General features: G+C 38.8%; 17 protein-coding genes and 2 tRNA genes. 12 read left to right on the forward strand and 7 right to left on the reverse strand.

Annotation, left to right across the window (positions count from 1 at the left end; genetic code table 11):
* Positions 1 to 134 precede the first annotated feature (134 nt).
* Both MVE01_RS09325 and MVE01_RS09330 read right to left on the reverse strand, forming a co-directional pair.
* Positions 135 to 210, reverse strand: a tRNA-Gly gene (locus tag MVE01_RS09325).
* A gap of 6 nt (positions 211 to 216) precedes the next feature.
* Positions 217 to 301, reverse strand: a tRNA-Leu gene (locus tag MVE01_RS09330).
* Between the two features lie 161 nt (positions 302 to 462).
* Here MVE01_RS09330 and MVE01_RS09335 point away from each other — a divergent pair.
* Complete coding sequence (locus MVE01_RS09335; protein WP_472561915.1) at positions 463 to 2,706, forward strand: FtsK/SpoIIIE family DNA translocase; 2,244 nt, start codon at positions 463 to 465, stop codon at positions 2,704 to 2,706.
* Positions 2,707 to 2,865: 159 nt separating this feature from the next.
* Complete coding sequence (gene acnB / locus MVE01_RS09340) at positions 2,866 to 5,436, forward strand: bifunctional aconitate hydratase 2/2-methylisocitrate dehydratase (RefSeq protein WP_472561916.1); 2,571 nt, start codon at positions 2,866 to 2,868, stop codon at positions 5,434 to 5,436.
* 44 nt (positions 5,437 to 5,480) lie between these two features.
* Here acnB and MVE01_RS09345 read toward each other — a convergent pair whose 3' ends face one another.
* Positions 5,481 to 5,852 (reverse strand): YbgC/FadM family acyl-CoA thioesterase, encoded by a 372-nt coding sequence (locus tag MVE01_RS09345; RefSeq protein ID WP_472561917.1) that lies wholly within the window; start codon positions 5,850 to 5,852, stop codon positions 5,481 to 5,483.
* 96 nt (positions 5,853 to 5,948) lie between these two features.
* Here MVE01_RS09345 and MVE01_RS09350 point away from each other — a divergent pair, with 96 nt between their 5' ends.
* The 5 genes from MVE01_RS09350 to pcm all read left to right on the forward strand — a co-directional run bounded on the left by MVE01_RS09350 (position 5,949) and on the right by pcm (position 11,175).
* A complete protein-coding gene (locus MVE01_RS09350) occupies positions 5,949 to 7,859 on the forward strand; it encodes a putative bifunctional diguanylate cyclase/phosphodiesterase (RefSeq protein WP_472561918.1) in 1,911 nt (636 codons plus the stop codon).
* 198 nt (positions 7,860 to 8,057) lie between these two features.
* Positions 8,058 to 8,642, forward strand: coding sequence for a hypothetical protein (locus tag MVE01_RS09355; RefSeq protein ID WP_472561919.1), 585 nt, complete (start codon positions 8,058 to 8,060; stop codon positions 8,640 to 8,642).
* Between the two features lie 92 nt (positions 8,643 to 8,734).
* Entirely contained in the window at positions 8,735 to 9,745 is a 1,011-nt protein-coding gene (gene amrS, locus MVE01_RS09360; RefSeq protein WP_472561920.1) for an AmmeMemoRadiSam system radical SAM enzyme, read from the forward strand.
* Positions 9,742 to 10,545 (forward strand): AmmeMemoRadiSam system protein B, encoded by an 804-nt coding sequence (gene amrB / locus MVE01_RS09365; RefSeq protein ID WP_472561921.1) that lies wholly within the window; start codon positions 9,742 to 9,744, stop codon positions 10,543 to 10,545. Before amrS ends, amrB begins: the two co-directional genes overlap by 4 nt.
* A 3-nt stretch (positions 10,546 to 10,548) precedes the next feature.
* A complete protein-coding gene (gene pcm, locus MVE01_RS09370) occupies positions 10,549 to 11,175 on the forward strand; it encodes a protein-L-isoaspartate O-methyltransferase (RefSeq protein WP_472561922.1) in 627 nt (208 codons plus the stop codon).
* Here the strand turns inward: pcm and MVE01_RS09375 are convergent.
* Together MVE01_RS09375 and MVE01_RS09380 are read right to left on the reverse strand one after the other, a co-directional pair.
* Positions 11,168 to 12,154 (reverse strand): lytic murein transglycosylase, encoded by a 987-nt coding sequence (locus MVE01_RS09375; RefSeq protein ID WP_472561923.1) that lies wholly within the window; start codon positions 12,152 to 12,154, stop codon positions 11,168 to 11,170. The two genes, pcm and MVE01_RS09375, sit on opposite strands and share 8 nt — an antisense overlap.
* 3 nt (positions 12,155 to 12,157) lie before the next feature.
* The gene (locus MVE01_RS09380) at positions 12,158 to 13,060 is read right to left on the reverse strand and encodes an HpcH/HpaI aldolase/citrate lyase family protein (RefSeq protein ID WP_472561924.1); all 903 of its coding nucleotides are present in this window, start codon (positions 13,058 to 13,060) and stop codon (positions 12,158 to 12,160) included.
* A 98-nt stretch (positions 13,061 to 13,158) separates the two neighbouring features.
* On the opposite strand from MVE01_RS09380, the gene MVE01_RS09385 reads away from it, so the two are divergent.
* From MVE01_RS09385 to MVE01_RS09395, 3 genes are all read left to right on the forward strand, one after another.
* Positions 13,159 to 13,602 (forward strand): host attachment protein, encoded by a 444-nt coding sequence (locus MVE01_RS09385; RefSeq protein ID WP_472561925.1) that lies wholly within the window; start codon positions 13,159 to 13,161, stop codon positions 13,600 to 13,602.
* Between the two features lie 72 nt (positions 13,603 to 13,674).
* Positions 13,675 to 14,739 carry a ribonuclease T2 family protein gene (locus MVE01_RS09390; RefSeq protein ID WP_472561926.1) on the forward strand — a complete coding sequence of 355 codons (1,065 nt, stop codon included), beginning with the start codon at positions 13,675 to 13,677 and terminating at the stop codon, positions 14,737 to 14,739.
* Positions 14,729 to 16,015: an ATP-dependent DNA helicase gene (locus tag MVE01_RS09395; protein ID WP_472561927.1), complete on the forward strand. Its 1,287-nt coding sequence runs from the start codon at positions 14,729 to 14,731 to the stop codon at positions 16,013 to 16,015. The genes MVE01_RS09390 and MVE01_RS09395 overlap by 11 nt, the downstream gene beginning before the upstream one ends.
* On the opposite strand, the gene MVE01_RS09400 is transcribed toward MVE01_RS09395, so the two are convergent.
* Both MVE01_RS09400 and MVE01_RS09405 read right to left on the reverse strand, forming a co-directional pair.
* Positions 16,012 to 18,018, reverse strand: coding sequence for a response regulator (locus MVE01_RS09400; RefSeq protein ID WP_472561928.1), 2,007 nt, complete (start codon positions 18,016 to 18,018; stop codon positions 16,012 to 16,014). The genes MVE01_RS09395 and MVE01_RS09400 overlap by 4 nt on opposite strands.
* Positions 18,019 to 18,093: 75 nt before the next feature.
* Positions 18,094 to 18,792, reverse strand: coding sequence for a diacylglycerol kinase family protein (locus MVE01_RS09405; protein ID WP_472561929.1), 699 nt, complete (start codon positions 18,790 to 18,792; stop codon positions 18,094 to 18,096).
* 44 nt (positions 18,793 to 18,836) lie between these two features.
* Here MVE01_RS09405 and MVE01_RS09410 point away from each other — a divergent pair, with 44 nt between their 5' ends.
* On the forward strand, positions 18,837 to 19,481 hold the full coding sequence (locus tag MVE01_RS09410) for a paraquat-inducible protein A (protein ID WP_472561930.1): 645 nt from the start codon (positions 18,837 to 18,839) through the stop codon (positions 19,479 to 19,481).
* On the forward strand, positions 19,478 to 20,077 hold the full coding sequence (locus MVE01_RS09415) for a paraquat-inducible protein A (RefSeq protein ID WP_472561931.1): 600 nt from the start codon (positions 19,478 to 19,480) through the stop codon (positions 20,075 to 20,077). Before MVE01_RS09410 ends, MVE01_RS09415 begins: the two co-directional genes overlap by 4 nt.
* The last annotated feature ends 1 nt before the right edge of the window (position 20,078 follow it).

The raw sequence follows: 20,078 nt of genomic DNA on the forward strand, positions 1-20,078 counted from the left end.
ATGTTGTACGTGCTAACACATATTGTAATTTTTATAGACATTCCCACGCAAAGCATGGGAACGAGGTTTTATTTTATTAAAAAAGATTATATCAAAAATTATTAAGAGTTAAGAAAATCTGGGAATTAAAAATGTGGAGCGGGCGAAGGGATTCGAACCCTCGACAGCCTGCTTGGAAGGCAGGAACTCTAGCCACTGAGCTACGCCCGCAAAATGTGGTACCTCGGGTCGGATTCGAACCGACACGCCCGAAAGCAGAAGATTTTGAGTCTACCAAGTCTACCAGTTCCATCACCGAGGCATTTACGTCATAAAACGTAGGAGGAATTCTACTCCTACAGAGCTTAAACAACGTTTAGAAGGCTTCCAAAATAGAAAAATATGACAATTTGACGCTTTTTAATAGCCTACTAAAGATTATTTGTTATAATATCTTCATTAATTAATATCAAGGTCTTGTTTTTGAAAATTACGATCATCATTACAGCTATACTTTTTATTTACGGTGCTTTCTCTACATTGTTCCATGATACCGCTTTGGTAGGGAATATTGGAAAGATCGTAGGAGATACGAATATCCACCTTTTTGGATATTTTGCCTATATTAATATATTTATTCTTTTTTATCCGTTATATAAGCTTTATACCAGAGCATCGGTTCGAAAAGATATTGATTTTTATTTGGGCTGGATACTCTTTTTTATAGCAGCAGTGCTCTTTGAATCTTTGGTACTTGACATGAAAAATGTTGGTTTCATAGGTACCCAGATCGTTGAGTTTTTGCAACCGTTTATAGGAAAAGCAGGACTTTGGTTACTTTGGCTGATGATCATCTCTCTCTCACTGGTTTTCATACTTGATGATGACTTCTCTCCTAAAGACTTGAAGATCAAAGGAGTGAATCTTTCCCCGTTTATTTCCGGCATAGGAAAATTTGTTGCAGGCATCAAAGCTGTGATGAAAAAAATATTTACCAACCCTTTCTCTTCTCCCAGACTGGAAGATGAAATGATGCCTGTAATTGAAAAGAGATCCATAAAACCAAAAAGAACAAAAGCAGTTAAAAAACCGGCAGTAAAGAAAAGAACAGCAATAAAGAATCTTTCTAAACCCGAAATGGCTGCAGCCGTTGAGTTGAATGCACGGAGCAATGTAAAAGATGAATATTCTGTTATGCCTGAGATAGAAGAATACGATGATACGGTGTCTGATCATCTTACTGCAAATACCAATGTTGAGATAGTCAGTGAATTGGAAGAAAATTCCAAACTCCTTGACCAAATAGATAAAGGCAAGGTTGCCAGACCCAAGAACTTTAAACTGCCAAAACTTGATTTTTTGCAAAAAGCACCAAAAGTGACCAAAAAAATTAATGAAGCAGAGATAGATAGGAAAATAGAAGACTTGCTTGCCAAACTTCAGCAGTTCAGGGTAGATGGAGATGTTGTTCGTACTTACAGTGGTCCTCTTGTTACTACCTTCGAATTTAAACCTGCACCCAATGTGAAAGTTTCAAAAATTCTTGGACTGCAGGATGACTTGGCAATGGCACTCTCGGCAGAGACGATACGTATACAGGCACCGATCCCCGGGCGAGATGTGGTGGGAATAGAGATACCCAATGCAAATATTGATACCATTTACTTACGTGAGATACTGGAGAGTGATATTTTTAAAGAGTCCTCTTCCCCATTGACAGTAGCGCTGGGTAAAGATATTGTGGGTAATCCCTTTGTAACAGATATTAAAAAACTGCCGCATCTGCTCATCGCAGGTACGACTGGTTCGGGAAAATCGGTAGGTGTGAATGCTATGATTCTTTCTCTACTTTACAGAAATGATCCTGATCAGTTAAAATTGATGCTTATTGACCCCAAAATGCTCGAATTTGCTGCATATGAAGATATCCCGCATCTTATAACACCGGTGATCACAGAGCCTGCTAAAGCTATTGCAGCACTTGCCAACATGGTAGGAGAAATGGAAAGACGCTATAAGCTTATGGCGGAAGCACGGACTAAAAATATAGAGAATTATAATGAAAAAGCAAAAAAGACAGGTGCCGAGCCGTTTCCGTATATTGTAGTGGTCATCGATGAGTTGGCAGATCTTATGATGAACGGAGGGAAAGAGGTAGAACTCTCTATTGCCAGACTTGCCCAAAAGTCACGTGCCTGTGGTATTCACCTTGTGGTTGCAACACAACGTCCGAGTGTTGATGTGGTCACTGGATTGATCAAAGCAAATTTACCGTCAAGACTGAGTTATAGAGTAGGCTCACGTATAGATTCAAAAGTTATCTTGGATGCATTAGGTGCAGACAGTCTTTTGGGACGTGGAGATGGTCTTTTTACCCCTCCCGGCTCAACTGGACTTGTACGTATTCATGCTCCCTGGAATACAGAAGAAGAGATAGAGGAAGTGGTAGAATATATCAAGGCACAAAGAGTACCTGAGTATGATGAGAGTTATCTTGTCTCCGGTGGTGCAGCATCAGGTGGAAGTGAAAGTAATGGCAATATAGAACTTGATACACTCTTTGAAGAGGCAAAAAATATCGTATTGACAGATAAAAAGACTTCCATCTCCTACCTGCAGCGTAAACTGCAGATCGGGTACAACCGCTCTGCAAATATTATAGAACAGCTTGAGGAAATGGGTGTACTTTCTGCACCAAATGCAAAAGGTAACAGAGAGATACTCTAAGGCATTCCAACGCATACAGGGAAAGCTTCAAAAGTACTTTCTCTGTAACCATTTGCTACAACCATTCTAACTACTTTACAACTGCTTATCATTCAAATAACTATTAACGACCTTTGCGATAAAATCAATTTACAAAATTACAAAGAACAGGAGACCATTATGGCCTTAGTAGAAGAATATAAAGCACATACGGAAGAACGTGCAAAACTTGGTGTACCGCCACTGGCATTGACTGCTGAGCAGACAGCAGAACTCGTTGAGCTTCTTAAAGCTGATCCTATTATAGAAAAAGAATATTTATTGGATCTATTGAAAAATAAAGTACCTGCAGGGGTTGATGATGCAGCGTATGTAAAAGCAGCTTTTTTAAATGCTATTGTTCAGGGTGATGTAAAAAGTGATGCTATTACAAAGTTTGAAGCGGTTGAGATTCTTGGGGCTATGCTTGGTGGTTACAATATTGGTCCACTGATTGATGCTTTGAGAAACAAAGATGTTGCCATAGCTCAGGAAGCGGCAGATCAGCTTAAAAATACTATTTTGGTGTATGCTGATTTTGAAACAGTCAAAACACTCATGGATGAAGGCAATGAATTTGCAAAACAGGTTATTGAATCTTGGGCAAATGCTGAATGGTTTACCAATAAACCGGCACTTGAAAAAGAGATCACTCTGACTGTCTATAAGGTACCGGGTGAAACCAATACAGATGACCTCTCTCCTGCATCTGAAGCATTTACAAGAGCAGATATTCCATTGCATGCAAACTCTTTTCTTGTTGCAAGAATGGATAAACCGCTTGAGACTATGGCCGAACTTAAGAAAAAAGGACACCCTCTGGCATACGTTGGTGATGTCGTAGGTACAGGATCATCAAGAAAATCAGGGATCAACTCCGTACAGTGGCACATGGGTAGAGATATTCCGGGTATTCCGGGTAAAAGAACAGGAGGTGTGGTTATCGGTGATATTATAGCTCCGATCTTCTTTAATACAGCAGAAGACAGTGGATGTCTTCCTATTCAAGCACCCGTAGCTAAACTTGAAACAGGTGATGTGATCACTGTTAAACCTTATGATGGTGTGATTGAAAAGAACGGAGAAGTGGTTTCAGAGTTTACATTGGAGCCAAACACACTGACAGATGAGATGAGAGCAGGGGGACGTATTCCTCTTATTATTGGTAAAGGTTTAACAGCCAAAGCAAGAGAAGCCTTAGGGCTTGGTGCTTCAGATGCCTTCTTGACACCTACACAACCTGCAGATAATGGTAAAGGGTATACACTTGCTCAAAAAATGGTAGGTAAAGCCTGTGGTATTGAAGGTGTAAAACCGGGTGTTTACTGTGAGCCTGTATGTACAACAGTTGGTTCTCAGGATACCACAGGTGCAATGACAAGAGATGAAGTGAAAGAACTTGCGGCATTGAACTTTGGCGCTGATTTTGTGCTTCAGTCATTCTGTCACACGGCAGCCTATCCGAAACCTGCCGATATTGTTCTTCAGCATACACTTCCCAAATTCTGGACAGAGAGAAAAGGTTTTGTATTAAGACCCGGTGATGGAGTTATTCACTCATGGTTGAACAGGATGTGTCTTCCTGATACTGTTGGTACAGGTGGAGATTCACACACAAGGTTCCCTATTGGTATTTCATTCCCTGCCGGCTCAGGACTCGTTGCATTTGCCGGTGTCACAGGTATGATGCCTCTGACTATGCCTGAGTCTGTCCTTGTGAGATTCAAAGGTACAATGCAACCGGGTATTACACTTAGAGATATGGTCAATGCTATTCCTCACCAAGCGATCAAAGAAGGTCTTTTAACGGTTGAAAAAGCTGGTAAGAAAAACATCTTTGCAGGACGTGTACTTGAAATTGAAGGTCTTGAAGATCTTAAGTGTGAGCAGGCATTTGAACTTTCTGATGCATCAGCTGAGCGAAGTGCAGCCGCGTGTACAGTGAGGCTTAACAAAGAGCCTATCATTGAATATTTGAAATCTAACATTGTACTCATCGAAGAGCTTATCGCCCAGGGGTACGAAGACAAAGCAACACTTCAAAGACGCGCCGATAAAATGAAAGCATGGATCGCAAACCCGGAACTGCTTGAAGCAGACAAAGATGCTGAGTATGCGGCAGTAATTGAAATCGATATGGATCAGATCAAAGAGCCTATCTTGGCTTGTCCAAATGATCCGGATGATGTAAAAACACTTACCGAGATCCATGAAGCAGGACTTAGAACTGAAATCGATGAAGTATTTGTTGGTTCTTGTATGACGAACATCGGTCTCTTTAGAGCATTAGGTGAAGTACTTAGAGGTGAAGGTAAAGTGCCTACGAAACTATGGGTATGTCCTCCAACCAAAATGGATGAGAAAACACTTCAGGAAGAAGGATACTACTCAGTATTCGGTATGGCAGGTGCCAGAACAGAGATCCCTGGATGTTCACTCTGTATGGGTAACCAGGCTTCTGTGGATCAAGGGGCGTATGTATTCTCTACATCTACAAGAAACTTTGACAACAGACTTGGTAAAGACTCTCAAGTTTATCTTGGTTCTGCTGAACTTGCAGCAGTGGTTGCACTTAAGGGTAAACTGCCGACAGCAGCTGAGTATATGGAGATCGTTCCAAATAAGATCAAACCAGAAATGACAGATGATGTTTACAGATATTTAAGTTTCAACAAGGTTTCCAAAGAAGATCTTGAAGCGATGGTAGAATAGAATATTCTACTTTGGTTTGGCAGATTTTTTCTGCCGGACTATTTTTAAAATTCAGAAAAAACTTCTTTAAAACGCTCAGTTATACGACAAGGTTTCCCTTCTTCAATATAGACAAGGACAACTTCCATAGAAAAAATTTTCTTTTCATTTTTAAATATTTCCTGTAGTAATACTATAGAACTGTTTTTCAATGTGAGTATTTTGGTTGTAACCTCCAACATATCACCCAATGTTGAAGTAGCTAGAAAACTGGCTTTTATGTCACGTACTACAAATCCATGATGACTGCCGGTACCCGGCATCATACCTCGTTTAAAAAAAATTTCAGAACGTGCACGTTCACAGTACTTAATGTAGTTTGTATGATAAACAATACCACCTGCATCTGTATCTTCATAATAGACTCGGATTTCCATTTGCCGTCCTTTTTTTAGTGATCAGATATTATATCAGTTTATGATAATGGTAGCTTTTGACATTTTTTTGACATTTTTTAACTACAATTGTTTATCATGAATGAAAAAAGATTTTATAATTTTTTAGAAAAACAAATACTATTATTGATAGGATGGTCCCTGCTGACAGGCTTTGGATTTACTGTACTAAGTATGATATATAATGTTGCAAAGCCTGCACTTATATGGTATGGTTTTATTGTCTTGACCTCTATTTGGGGATGGAGTCTCTATCGACGATTCAAATATACACGTATTGAAATTGATCAATTGGAAAGTTGGTATCAGCAGGTTCGATTGTTCATCTATGTCATATTTGGACTATGGACGATCCTTTTTATTCTCTATGCAGAAGAGACAACAAACAATCTTCATTATGTTGTCGTCTTTATACAGGTAGGCGCATCGGTGATTGCCGCAACATTTCTTTTCTCAGATAAGAAGATATTTGTACCGATTTTACTGATACTGATGTATCCTCTGGTTGTGTATTTTGCTATGATACAGGAAGCCTACGGATACTTCCTCGCAATATATTCGGTAATATTCCTGGGATTATTGCTTCATACTTCAAACAACAGTTATCGTCTTATGCAGCAAATTTATCATCAGGCACAGCATGATCCTTTAACAGGTCTGTTTAATCGCCGTTATTTTTCAGATTATTTGGAGCAAATGCTGGATTCAATCATCTCTTCTAAAAAATTTGCATATATCCTACTGATAGACCTTGATTATTTTAAAACGATCAATGATTCTCTGGGACATGAAATTGGTGATAAATTATTGATAGAAGTTGCAACACGAATAGAGAAATTTTGTGAAGATACGCATCTTATTGCACGTATAGGCGGTGATGAATTCATGATGGCAAGTTATGAGTTTGATGATCTTGCCGATTGCATGAAAAAGGCAGATGTCTTTTCAAAAAAACTGTTGGTGGCGATCAAAGATACCTACATTGTTGATCATCACCATTTACACATAAGTGCCAGTATAGGGATCAAGCAGATAGGGGATAAATATCTAAAAGCAAATCAGGTCATTAAAGAAGCTGATATTGCCATGTATGAAGTCAAGGCACAAGGTCGTGACGGGATCATAGATTTTAATGAAATATTGGCTAAAAAGGTTGATAATGATCTTGAAGTAGAAAGAAGACTCTATTTTGCGTTAAAAAGCAATGAGATAGAACTTCATTACCAACCTCAGGTAGATCAGGATCAGAAGATCATAGGGTGTGAAGTACTGGCGCGTTGGAATAATTCTGAATTAGGACTCATTAACCCTTCGGAATTTATAATGATCGCTGAAAAAACCGGTCTGATCATTGATCTGGGGAATTATATTCTTTCAGAAGCATTTAAAACACTTAAAAAATGGGAGAAAAACTGCTTGGAGTTAGAACAGTTTTCGATCAACATCAGTGTCAGACAGTTTCTACACAGCTCTTTTGTCTATCAGGTAGAACACTTGTGTAATATATATTTGAATGAGAATGCACGTAAAAAACTGCTTTTTGAAGTCACTGAAACACTTTTGGCAGAAGATATTAATAAGATCGTTTCAATCATTAATGAACTTAAACGTTTGGGTATCTCTATTTCCATGGATGATTTCGGTACAGGATATTCATCCTTGAATTTTTTACGGGAAATACCTATTGATGAGTTAAAAATTGACCGTGCCTTTGTAAGTCGTTTAGGTGAAAGTGACTCTGATAAAATGATGGTTTCTACTATTATTTCACTGGCAAATATATATGACCTGAGTATTGTTGCGGAGGGTGTAGAAACCGGGGAACAATTTAGATTCCTCCTGGAACAAGGCTGTGGTATTTTCCAAGGATTTTATTTTTCTAAACCATTGGGAGAAGAGGATTTTGAGATATATATGCAGAGACAAAATGCTATAGCAAAGCGTATACCTTTAAAGAAAACATCATCAAACTATATTCAGGCATCCTAAAAAATAAAATCTTTTTATTCTCTTGAAATATTTGTATAATATCTATAGAACTCTCTGAACAACCTAGGTGTTCACAACATCTCCAGCTTTTGTCTAGGCTAGGACTTGTAAATTTCTTACACAATATTACATTTGCAAAACCCATTGTGAATGTCTAGGTTATTTAGAGGGGGGTATATAATAATAAAGGAGTCATCAATGAATAATAAAATAAAAGAGATGATAGAAGAGATAGAAGAGAAAAAACAAAAATTAAGAGAGGAGATCGAAAAGCAGGAAAAACATATTGATTTTGAGATCAAGAACGGTTATGTAATATTTGAAAAGGATGTTTTGGCCAGACAAAGAAAAAATATGAAAAATCTTTTGGTCTGGTTTAGTGAGATTCCTCTTCTCCATCTACTTAGTGCACCTATTGTTTATGCAATGATCATCCCTGCACTTTTTTTAGATGGTATGCTTTTTGTTTATAAACAGGTTGTATCGAGAGTTTTCAAATTTGAATTTGCCAAACGGAGTGATTATGTTGTGTTTGACCGTCAGTATCTCGGATATCTGAATATCATTGAAAAACTCAATTGTATGTATTGCTCCTATTTTAACGGATTAATGTGCTATGCATCTATGATCGCCAGCAGAACCGAACTTTATTTCTGTCCTATAAAGCATGCAAAAAAAGTAGCATATAAACATGCGTTTTATGATGAGTATCTTTTATATGGGGATGGAGACGAATACCAGAAAAAACTGAAAGAATTGAGAAAAAACAGAGAACAGAGATAGTATTTTATCCATTTGACTTTTTTATTGTTATGTGATATTATGAAAGAAAGTTGAGTTACTTTGCATAAGGGTTATTCAAAGAAGGAGTCATAATGACTTATCATGAAACGATGAAATACTATAAAAAAGTTGAAGATAAAGAGAAGATTACCTGTCTTTTATGTCGGCATTATTGTCAGATGAAAGAAGGGCAGGTAGGTATATGCGGTGTCAATAAAAATGAGAATGGTGCACTTAAAAATCTTGTGTATGGTCATCCTATTGCATTGAATGTTGATCCTGTAGAGAAGAAACCGCTTTATCATCTACTGCCGGGCAGCAAGGCACTCTCCTTTGGAACGGTGGGGTGTAATTTTAAATGTCCTTTTTGCCAGAACTGGGATATCTCCCAAGAGACAAAGGTTAATAAGCAGATAGAAGTAACTCCTCAACAGATGGTAAATATGGCATTTGAACATGGGTGTCAGTCTATTGCCTATACCTATAATGAGCCGACCATCTTTTATCCGTATGCAAAAGATATCGGGGTGATCGCCAGAGAGAAAGGACTCAAAAACATTTTTGTCAGTAATGGTTTTGAAACTCCTGAGATCATCAAAGATATGCCAAGCTGGTTGGATGCTGCCAATATTGACCTTAAAAGCTGGGATGATGACTACTATAAAAAAGTCCTAAAAGGTGGACTTGAAGCAGTCAAAAATACACTCAGAAGAATGGTAGCTGAAGGGATCTGGGTTGAAGTAACGACACTTCTCATCGAAGGTGAGAATGATAGTAATAAAGACCTGACAGAAATGGCAGAGTTCATTGCCAATGATCTTGGCAGACATGTGCCCTGGCATCTAAGTGCTTTTCATCCTGATTATAAAATGCAGGATCATGAATTTACAGGGATCGATACCCTTAAAAGAGCCAGTGATATCGGTAAGAAAGCAGGACTTTACTACGTCTATATGGGAAATGTTCCTGTACATGGAGATACCTTTTGTCCTGAATGCGGAGAGCTGCTGATCGACCGTACCGGTTATTCTGTGACAGTTAATAAACTGGAAGATGGGCATTGTCCAAAATGTAAAAGAATGATTGAAGGAATTTGGTCATGAGTACAAGAGAAACGGCGGTAGCCGGACAGTTCTATCCGTCTGATGCTAATGAAATAAAAGCAATGCTAGAACATTATAATCAAATATTAGAGGAACATTTGCAGGATGAAGCTATACTCCATCTTAGACCAAGAGCTGTCATCGTGCCTCATGCAGGGTATGTTTATTCGGCTTTTACTGCAAATGTTGCGATGAGGCTGTTGAAAAACAGCCATGCAAAATGTGTAGTGGTCATAGGACCCAGCCATAAGGTTTACCTAAAGGGTACAAGTGTTTCAGACTATGACAGCTATGCAACGCCTTTAGGAACTTTGCCTATAAACAGATCTTTGCTAACAGAGCTTAAAGAAAAATTTGGACTAACATTCATACCTGAGGCACATCATGAGCACAGTACCGAAGTACAGATGCCGTTTATTAAAAAGTATGAGGAAGATGCTTCTATTGTAGAGATGGTCTATGGAGATGAAAGCCCTCAAAGATTGGCAAATATCATAGAGCACCTGTTGTATGATCCTGATACCGTAGTGGTGATCAGTACCGATTTGAGTCATTACCACAGTATTGAAAAGGCAAACAGATTGGACAGTATTTGTCTGGATGCAGTAAAGAATCTTGATGCTTCAGAGTTGCATCAGGGGTGTGAAGCCTGCGGTAAAATAGGTGTAGAAGCGATGCTGATCGCAGCGAAAAAAAGAGGATTGAAGTCTATACTTCTTGACTACCGTACGAGTGCAGATACCAGTGGAGACAAGTCCCAGGTAGTTGGCTACATGAGTGCAGCATTTATTGGGAATTGATCCATGAAAAGTATGCAAGAACTTATTGACAGCATGATCTTAGCAGGTACGCTGCATACCCCTGCTATTATTGATGCGTTCTACAAAATAGACAGAAAGTATTTTGTGCCTGAAGCATTTTCTGAGTTTACCTATATTGACAGACCGCTTCCCATAGGGAAGGATCAGACAATATCCCAACCTTCAACGGTAGCATTTATGCTGGAACAACTTTCCATTAAAGAGGGAGATAAGGTACTTGATATCGGTTCGGGATCGGGCTGGACAACCTCATTACTATGTGCTATTGTAGGAGAAGAGGGCAGTGTAACAGGACTCGAAAGAGTAGATGATCTGGTAGAGCAGGGTAAAAAGAATCTTGAACAGTTCTCCTTTGCAGAGCGTTGTCATATCCAAAAGGCAAGAGAAAAGCTTGGGGTTCCAGGGCAGACATTTGACAGGATCCTGGTCTCTGCAAGTGCTCAGGAAATACCCTATGCGCTTTTTGAACAGTTGAAAACAGGAGGTATTCTGGTGATCCCTGTACAAAATTCCATTTTTAAATTTACAAAACTTTCCAACACTAAGTTACAAAAAGAAGAGTTCCCGGGATTTGTTTTTGTACCGTTGATCACAGATTTATCTATTTAAGAGCCTGTGCAATGAGATAAATAGCCACACCGTAATTTGCCGAATTGTTATATCGTGTAAGCACTCTGAAGTTCTTTGTTCCAAGCCAGAGATCATCATGGGTAGCATTATGTGTTTTAACAAGATAGGCATGTTGCTGCCTGAATGGGTACAAAGGTTTGATACCGGCTTTTTTAATAGCGTGTAAAGAAAGCATATGCTTATGGGAGGTTCGCAGCTTTTTAAAACGTTTACTGCCTTTATAAGAAGCAGGCGTGGCAGCAGCCAATCCTTTTTGCCAACCGTTTTGATGCATGAATTTGGCAATACTTCCGATGCAGTCCTCAATATCCCAGACACTTGCACCGTCTCCATCAAAATCGAAGTTGAATTTTTCTGCAATGGAAGGTACTTGCTGAACACAGCCCATGGCTCCTGCAAACGAGCCTTCGAGTTTTGTAAGAATATAGCCTTTTTCTCTGGCAAACAGAAAGAGATGTTTGAGTTCATTCTTAAAGAACTTCTGCATACGGTTGGGATGAAAAGCAAGTGTAGCGAGTGCATCAAAGATATTATAATCTCCAGTGTAGGTACCAAAGTGACTCTCTACACCCAAGAAACCAACAATGTAGTCCTCATCGACTTTATACATACGTGCTGCCTTGTTCAGTGTTTTATAGTGCTGTTTTTTAAATACCCGTGCTTCTTTGAACGTTGTTTCATTGACCACATGCAGTTTGAACCGCTCCCAGCTTCCCACGGTGGTGTTCTTTTTGAATTTTCCGGTGTAGCGTGCCAATGTATCACGATCGAGTTTTGCCTGCTTGAATACACGTTTCAGATAGTTTCTGTCAAAGCCGTACCGTTTGTGCATCATAGCTATAAAGTGTTGTACGTTTGTTTTGGAAAGGTAGTTATAGGAGATGGGTGGTCTGTCTTCATTTGCTGTGAGAATGAACGGTATCAGTGCAGTGAGTAAAAACAGTTTGAAAAGTTTCAATATCTATTCCTCTATATTATTTAGCATCAATAGGCTGTCCCTATAGATAGGCTCATCTATAAAACCATATTTTTTATCCATAAATCCATTGATATTCTGTTTTGCATTAGCTTCAAAAACAGCTTTGATATGCTTGGCTCTCTCTATTTCATATTTATTAATAATAAAAATGGAATTTGCTATTTCTACCTGCTTTGGACCCATACAGGCTTTACTTTCAAAACCCATATTTCTTTCATGCTCGCACCATGCTTTGAAAGTCTCAGTATCATTGTATTCCTGGAACATAAAGCCAACAGGATGGATGCCTGCTGTTTTTGCATCCACTAAAAATTTGGAGAGAATATAGTCTATGGTAGGATTATCAAGTGTGACTATGGACTGAGGCAGATTAAAAGAGGTAAGCAGATCGAGTATACCCAAATTGGCAGTAGTGAGTCGTTCATCGATACGAAGCTGACACAGGTTTTCAAAAGCCTCTTTTGTTTCCAGTGAGATATGCAGCTCTTTTTCTTCTGAAAGCAGGGTAAGGGCTTGTGCGATCTCAGTTTGTGATCTTACTTTGGCTATACGGATAGCATCAAAACTAAAATCATTCAAAAAAGTTATCTCCTCAGCGCCACCGTCATTGAGAGGGTTGGTACGTACGACTATAAAACTGTCTGAATATTCCATATGGGAGAGAAAAAGTGCAATATTGTGTAAAGCCTCTTTTTTACGACTTGGAGCAATAGCATCTTCGAGATTGAGTGTAATCATGTCAGCACTATTCTCATCCATGTGGTTGAGATGTTTGAGGTTGAGGGGATTGAGCATCATGTTTGAACGTCTGCGTCTGTGTGTGCAGGGGTTTTTATGTTTTTTGCCAACTGTTTTAGGTAAAGTATCCAAGGTATTGAAAATCATGTGTATATCATAGCAAAATAAGCGTTAAGAGCATACAACATACTCTGTTTATCATCCATTTTCCAAGATGTGCTATGATGAAAAAAAAGGAGTTTATAATGAAGCTTGATAATACAATGGTTATTGTTGCCAATTTAGGTGAGTTAAAAGAGTATCATATTCAAAAACATGAAGCGATAGTAGGGAATGACTTGAAGATCTCCTATGCACTTGGACTGCATCATGCTATGGATTATATAGATGCACATAAAAAGGTAGAGGAGGTAGTGAGTGACAGTGCAGGGAGGTTCGGAAACTCCATAGGAGAAGAGCATAATCTTGAGAATGAGCGTAAAAGACGTTCTGTTGAAGATGTTGCCAATGATATCAATGCCATAATAGCCAAAGAGAAACCTAAACAGCTTTTTCTGGCATTCCCTCAGGAATTGAATGCACAACTGATGGAGTTACTCTCTTCCGATACGAAAGCGATCTTGAAAAAAAATATTACTTCTGATCTTGTCAAAACGAATAAAGAGAAATTATTATCCTATTTTGAATAGAACAGGAAAAGAGATAGAAACAGATAATCTTATTACAGTATAATATCCTTTTATTTGATTTAAGGAATATATATGACAAGAGTCTGGTTTCTATCTTTACTGCTTACTTTGTCTCTATCGGCAAGATCGACTGCCATTCCCACTCAGGAATGTGAAGCCTTCAATAATATGAAGCATACCAGAAACACCCATCATGTGGTGTTGGATACTACTAAAAAATATACGATACTTAAACACCATAAAGGGCAGGATCTTATACTCATCAGTGGAGAACAGCCTGCACAAAGATGGGTGAATGATACCTGTTTTTATAAAAGCAGTGGTGCCAATGTTTCACCGGTGGCAAGCAGTGTAGTACGTATTGATGACGAGATAGATAATGCCTTAAAGAGGATTGGTATCACGGGTAATACTAAAAAATATAAAAATATTAATAGTAAAAAATATAATAATAATAAAATTTCACAGAATAATATTCTTGCCCTAAGTTGGCACAATGCTTTTTGTGAAACACACCGCTATAAAAAAGAGTGTAAAAGAAGACTTCTGTCCATACTGAAATCTGAATATTATGAAAAACATTTTGTACTGCACGGACTCTGGCCGCAACCTAAGAACAGAACCTATTGTCATGTAGAGAGAAAATATATTACTATGGATCGGTACAAACGATGGAATAAAATGCCTGAACTTAAATTAAGCAGGGAAACAAAAGAGAGACTCTCCAGAGTGATGCCGGGATTTGCTTCAAACCTTCATAAACATGAATGGTATAAGCATGGTTCCTGTTACGGCACAGATGCAGAGCAGTATTACAAAAATGCTATAGATTTTACCGATCAGATAAGTGCTTCCAAAGTGAATGATTTTTTTGTAAAGCATATAGGTAAAAGAGTTACTCTCAAACAGATAAGAGATCAATTTGACAGTAGTTTCGGTACAGGCAGCGGGAAAAGAGTGGCACTGCAATGCAGGAATGGACTTATCACTGAACTCTGGATACATCTTGGAAGCGGTAACATCTTTTCCCAAATGCTTAAAAACGGAAAACAGATACACAGCCGTTGTCAAAGAGGGCTTGTAGACAGGGCTGGTTTTACTAAAGAAACCAACCAAAAGGGTGGTTTTGGCAGATAGAGTTGATGTACTGGAAGCACTGAAGCACTCCAATGTCTTTTTGACAGGTGGTGCAGGGGTAGGGAAAAGTTATATCACCAATGAAGTGATCCTGGAGTATCGTAAGCAGGGCAAACAGGTAGTATCGCTTGGCTCAACCGGAGTAAGTGCTGTGAACATTGGCGGTTTTACAGTACACAGCTTTTTTGTCTTTGGGATCGCTTCGAGTTTCGAGGAGTTGGCAGCTGGTGACAAGCGTGCGAAGAAAAGACTGGCTGACCTAAAAAAAGTACTCAAAGCCACAGATCTTATTATCATTGATGAGATAAGTATGATAAGCTCTGATCTGCTTGATATGATCGCTTACAGGCTCAATCATTACGGCTATCTTGGAAAATTGCTTTTTGTGGGAGATTTTTTTCAACTGCCGCCTGTGCAGAAACAAAACAGCAGAGCGGATGTCTTTGGAGAGAAACTCTACGCTTTTGAGAGTATGGCTTGGGAGCGGTTTGATCTTATGGTCATAGAACTGACCGAAATGAAGCGGACACAGGATGCTGAATTTACCCATATCCTCTCCAAAGTACGCAAAGGGGTGTGTGATGAAGAGGTTATCACCTATATGAGCAGACTCTGGAACAATGAAGCTTTGGAAAAAGACCCTACCTACCTTTTTGGGCGTAATTTGGAAGTGGATCAGACCAATAGAGCCAAACTTAATGAGCTGGAGACTGAAGAGACCATCCTCTTTGCCAATATAGAAATGTTTGGAAATGTCCACGAGAAGAAACTTTCAGGCTGGAAAAACATGCTGCCTATTACGGAGCAGCTTACACTTAAAGAGGGGGTTCCTATCCTCTTTACCGTGAACAAATGGGGGAAGTTCGTCAATGGAGAGAGGGGTATACTTCGCAAGATAGAAGAAGATCATCTTATCGTAGAGAAAGAAGAGGAGTATGTACGTGTGGAAAGACATGATTTTGACCTGCTTGATATGCACGTAAAAGAAGATGGTACCATTGAGAGTATCTCTTTGGCAACACTCTCCCAGTTCCCTTTAAAACTAGCCTATGCTGTGACCATACACAAAAGCCAGGGCATGAGCATAGATAATCTGGTCTGCAATGTGGACAATATTTTTGCCTCCAGCCAGTTTTACGTAGCCATTTCCCGTGCGATAGACCCAAAACGGCTCAAAATAGACTTTAACCGAGGTGATCTGACTCAGTATCTACGCAGGGTGATACATGTAGATAAGAGGGTTGTTGGGTATTATGACGAGACCAAAAGCTGTTAAAACGCCTTAACACTCTTTAAATAAAGCTCAATATTGCGTTTTGTCTTCAGCCACTCTTCCCGGTAAAGTACAATGTATGTCTTTAACAACTCCTCTTCTTTGTTTTGGATAAGGATGATCATCTCATTGAGTATATTGTTCAGACTGACTGCACCGATATGTGCACTATCCTTTGCTGTGCTGACACAATACTCATAAAGAGCATTGAATTCTTTTTTAATGATCATCTCTTTTACCGTCTCGTCGGTATGTTTGAGCATGACCAGTGTTTCTCTCAGAACATCTCTGTAGCTCAGTACATTCTGTGCGGAGGCAATGCCTTTGTCAATATCCAGAATATTTTTGTCTTCAGTGAAATGTACAGTCTGTATATCGGCATCATCTGCCGTTTCTGTATTGTTATGATTTAAAAACATTTTAAATGCACTATAGAGCTGTCCTATCTTAAAAGGTTTTGTCAGGTGGGCATCTGCACCCGCAAGATACATCTTTTCTATCTCATCCCGAAGATCCAAGGCGCTGATAACAACGATAGGCAGAGAAGCAAACAGATCATTCTCACGGATCTTCTTTGTTGCCTGATAACCGTCCATGATCGGCATATTGATATCCATGAGTACCATATCGATAGTGTTATCTTTCTCAAGGTAGTTCAATGCTTCAAGTCCGTGATTGGCAACAGTTAATTTAATTTTGGATATTTCAAGAACACTTTGCAGGATCTTCTGGTTTATTTTGTTGTCTTCTACCACGAGAACATGTGTGTTGTCAAAATCCTGAAAATCTTCCCGTGTAATATTGGCTGTCTCTTCAATAAATACGATCTCACCGCTTCTCTTAGGTTGTATCTCCTGAGCAGTGTCACCTTCATCTATGACAAAATGTTCATTGGGCTGAAGCACATACATTTCATAAAGAAGTTCATGAACCATCCCCTGGGTTAAGGGTTTATAGAGACATTTATCTATGAATGTATGGGGTTTGGTACGTCTGTTTGGCTGGTTGGTAAGGGTTTCAAGAGAGATCAGCTTTACTTTTTTGTTTGCTTTGATCTCTTCCAAATGCCGTATTAGCACAGGGGTAAGTCTTCTTACATCTAAAATGATCATATCATACGTATCAAAATCCTGTATTTCTGAGAGTTGCTTATACTGTTTTACAATGATTGCCAAGCCGAAATATTTGAACATATCACTGATGATATTTTTTGTATAGAGGTTATCTTCGATCAGTAGGATTTTTTTGCCTGTGACAGTCTGAGGAAGAGAATAATATGCTTCCTGATAGAATTCATTATGGAGAAAAGGCAGCGTAATACGATAGAGGGTACCCATCTGTTCTCTATTCTCAACAAAGAGTTCTCCCTGCATCTGTTCAACCAGCTTTTGGGTTTCAGGGAAATCCAATGTATCATGATCTACAGAAGCTGTTGTACTGAGTATCTCAATGATAAGCTTTTCTGTCTCTTCCTGTCCTTTTTTTCGGAATTTTACAAGTACATTACATGCATCCGGACATGTCAATGCATGCGAAAGAAGGTTATAGAGGACTTGTTGGAGAACCAAAGAGTCACCGACCAGTTCAATGGGGACATTGTAGTCAATATCATAAATAAACTCAATATGGTTTTTTTCAATAGCCGGCAGAACAAGTTTATGGATCTCATCCAAAAGATCCTGTACTCTGAAGATCCTGTTACGTATTTCATTGTGTTCTGTATTTGTTTTGAGAAAATCGATCAGTTCTTTGGCATCAACCTCTGCTTCTTGATCTCTATCGGGCAGAGTTGCTTCAGAAGTATGATCTACTTCCAAATGAGAATGCTTCTCTTTTTGAGATCGGTAGAATGAGACTGCTTTATAAAGTAAAAATATGAGGATCAGAAAGAAAAAAAGAAAGAAAAAGGAGATACTGCCAGGATCTGAAGGATCATCAAAACTTTGAGCAGGCAGCAGGCTTGAAAAAAGTATGCCAAAGAGAAAATAATGGAGTGATTTATACATGTGCTCTCTCCATTACAGAATTATATAATCTAAAATATATCATTTTTTTCATAAATCATACTCACTTTGCATTACCTATGTATTACCCAATGTGGTTTTTGTCAGGATCTTTATCTGACTGACCGGTTCAATATGTAATATATTTTCCTGAATGATGACAATATCTCCATCAAGTTCAATAAGGTTATGTCCGTTTTTGAGATCGATCTGCATCTTCTTGACTTCTCCGTAAAAACTGCCAAATTTTTTGATCATACCCAGCGGTGTGAAAATGAAAAACTTTCTTTTGCTTATCAGCATGAAAGGTGTCATAACAAGATGCACAGGAAGGAGAAAGAGCAGAGCCAGTATATATTTGGTTATACCTTTCTCCAACAGTCCGAAACGCAGCGTCTCAGAGAGAAATATATGATGCAGGTCACCCATGTTTCCGGCTGAAAAAAGAAATATATCATCATTCAGTCTGTAGATAGATTGGGATCGTGTAGGGGGTACTTCGCCTTTGGCAAGCTGATTCAATACCTCTTCCAATGCAGGTACCTGATGTACTTTGGCCACTACGTTGAAAGAACCTGTAGGATTCAGAATGAATATTGGAAGTGCATCCAGCTTATGCAAATGTATCAAAACCCTTCTGATGGTACCGTCACCTCCATGAATGATGATATAGTCATACACTTCAATATTTGTATGGCTGTCAAGCATGGACTCTTCTATGGAAGTGATATCCAGTTTGTCATGATACACTGTTTTGCCGATAGATAGAATACGCATGATAGTCCTTATAATTATCAGATGGTTCAGCTATAATTATATCCATGAAACTTGAAAATGAAGATGCGTTAGATGATCTGGTCATCTGCCATAAGTGTCATACGCTCCATAAAGAGATCACTATACAGGACGGTTCTAAGGCATGCTGCCGGGAATGCAAGACTGTGCTTTACAGATATGATAGTAAACTTGCAGAACACGGTTTGGCATTGAGTATTGCAGCATTGATCTTTTTTGCATTGGCAAATTTCTTCCCTCTGGTCAAGATAGAAATACTGGGACATGAACAGTTCATTACGATACCCAAGACCTTTGTGAGTCTTTTTGATAACGGATTTTATATTGTAGGATTACTGTGTGCATTTCTGATCTTTATTTTTCCCTTGATGACATTTTTTATCTATATATTTCTTTTTTTACTTTTAAAACTGAAAACAGGAGAGAAGTTGAGTAAGGAGCTGTTGATACTGCTTTCACATATCACTCCATGGAGCATGAGTGATATTTTTCTTATCAGTATACTGGTGGCACTGGTAAAGCTTATAGGATATGCTCAGATACATATGGGGATCGCTTTTTGGGCATTAATCTTATTTGTACTGTTCGATCTTTATATAACAAAAACAATACACATTTCTGAAATATGGATGCTGAGAAAAAGAATATTTTTAGAAGAGAAGTGTCAATGATAGAAGTCAAAGAAGATGAACTGCTGCGCTGCCCTGTCTGTGAAGCAGTGAATATAGACAAGGGCAAAGAGAATGTATGTCGCAGATGCGGATCACATATTTACAAGCACCGGACGTTTCAAACAGAGAAGAGTTGGGCATATCTTATCACAGCGATCATTGCCTATATTCCAGCCAATCTTTATCCGATGCTTATTACCAAAAAATTTGGAGCAACCCAGGGCAGTACGATACTTGGCGGTGTGATCATGCTGTGGGAACACGGATCCTACCCTATAGCGGCGATCATCTTTTTTGCATCTATCGTTATACCGGTGTTAAAATTCCTTATCTTGTTTTATTTGTTAATTAGTGTAAAATACCCTATAGGAAAAGACAGGAAAGTCAATAAACATAAACTTTACTATATGACAGAAGTGGCAGGTCCGTGGTCAATGATAGATGTTTTTGTTGTGGCTATATTGGCAGCATTGATACATTTGGCAAATATCGAGATTGTTGCAGGTACGGCAGCCACTGCTTTTGCCCTCTCGGTCTTTTTTACACTGTTGGCGGCACATGCCTTTGATACACGACTCATAAAGGAAAACAGATAAG

Origin of the sequence: Sulfurovum sp., from assembly GCA_026990595.1 — a bacterium.
Lineage (GTDB): Bacteria > Campylobacterota > Campylobacteria > Campylobacterales > Sulfurovaceae > Sulfurovum.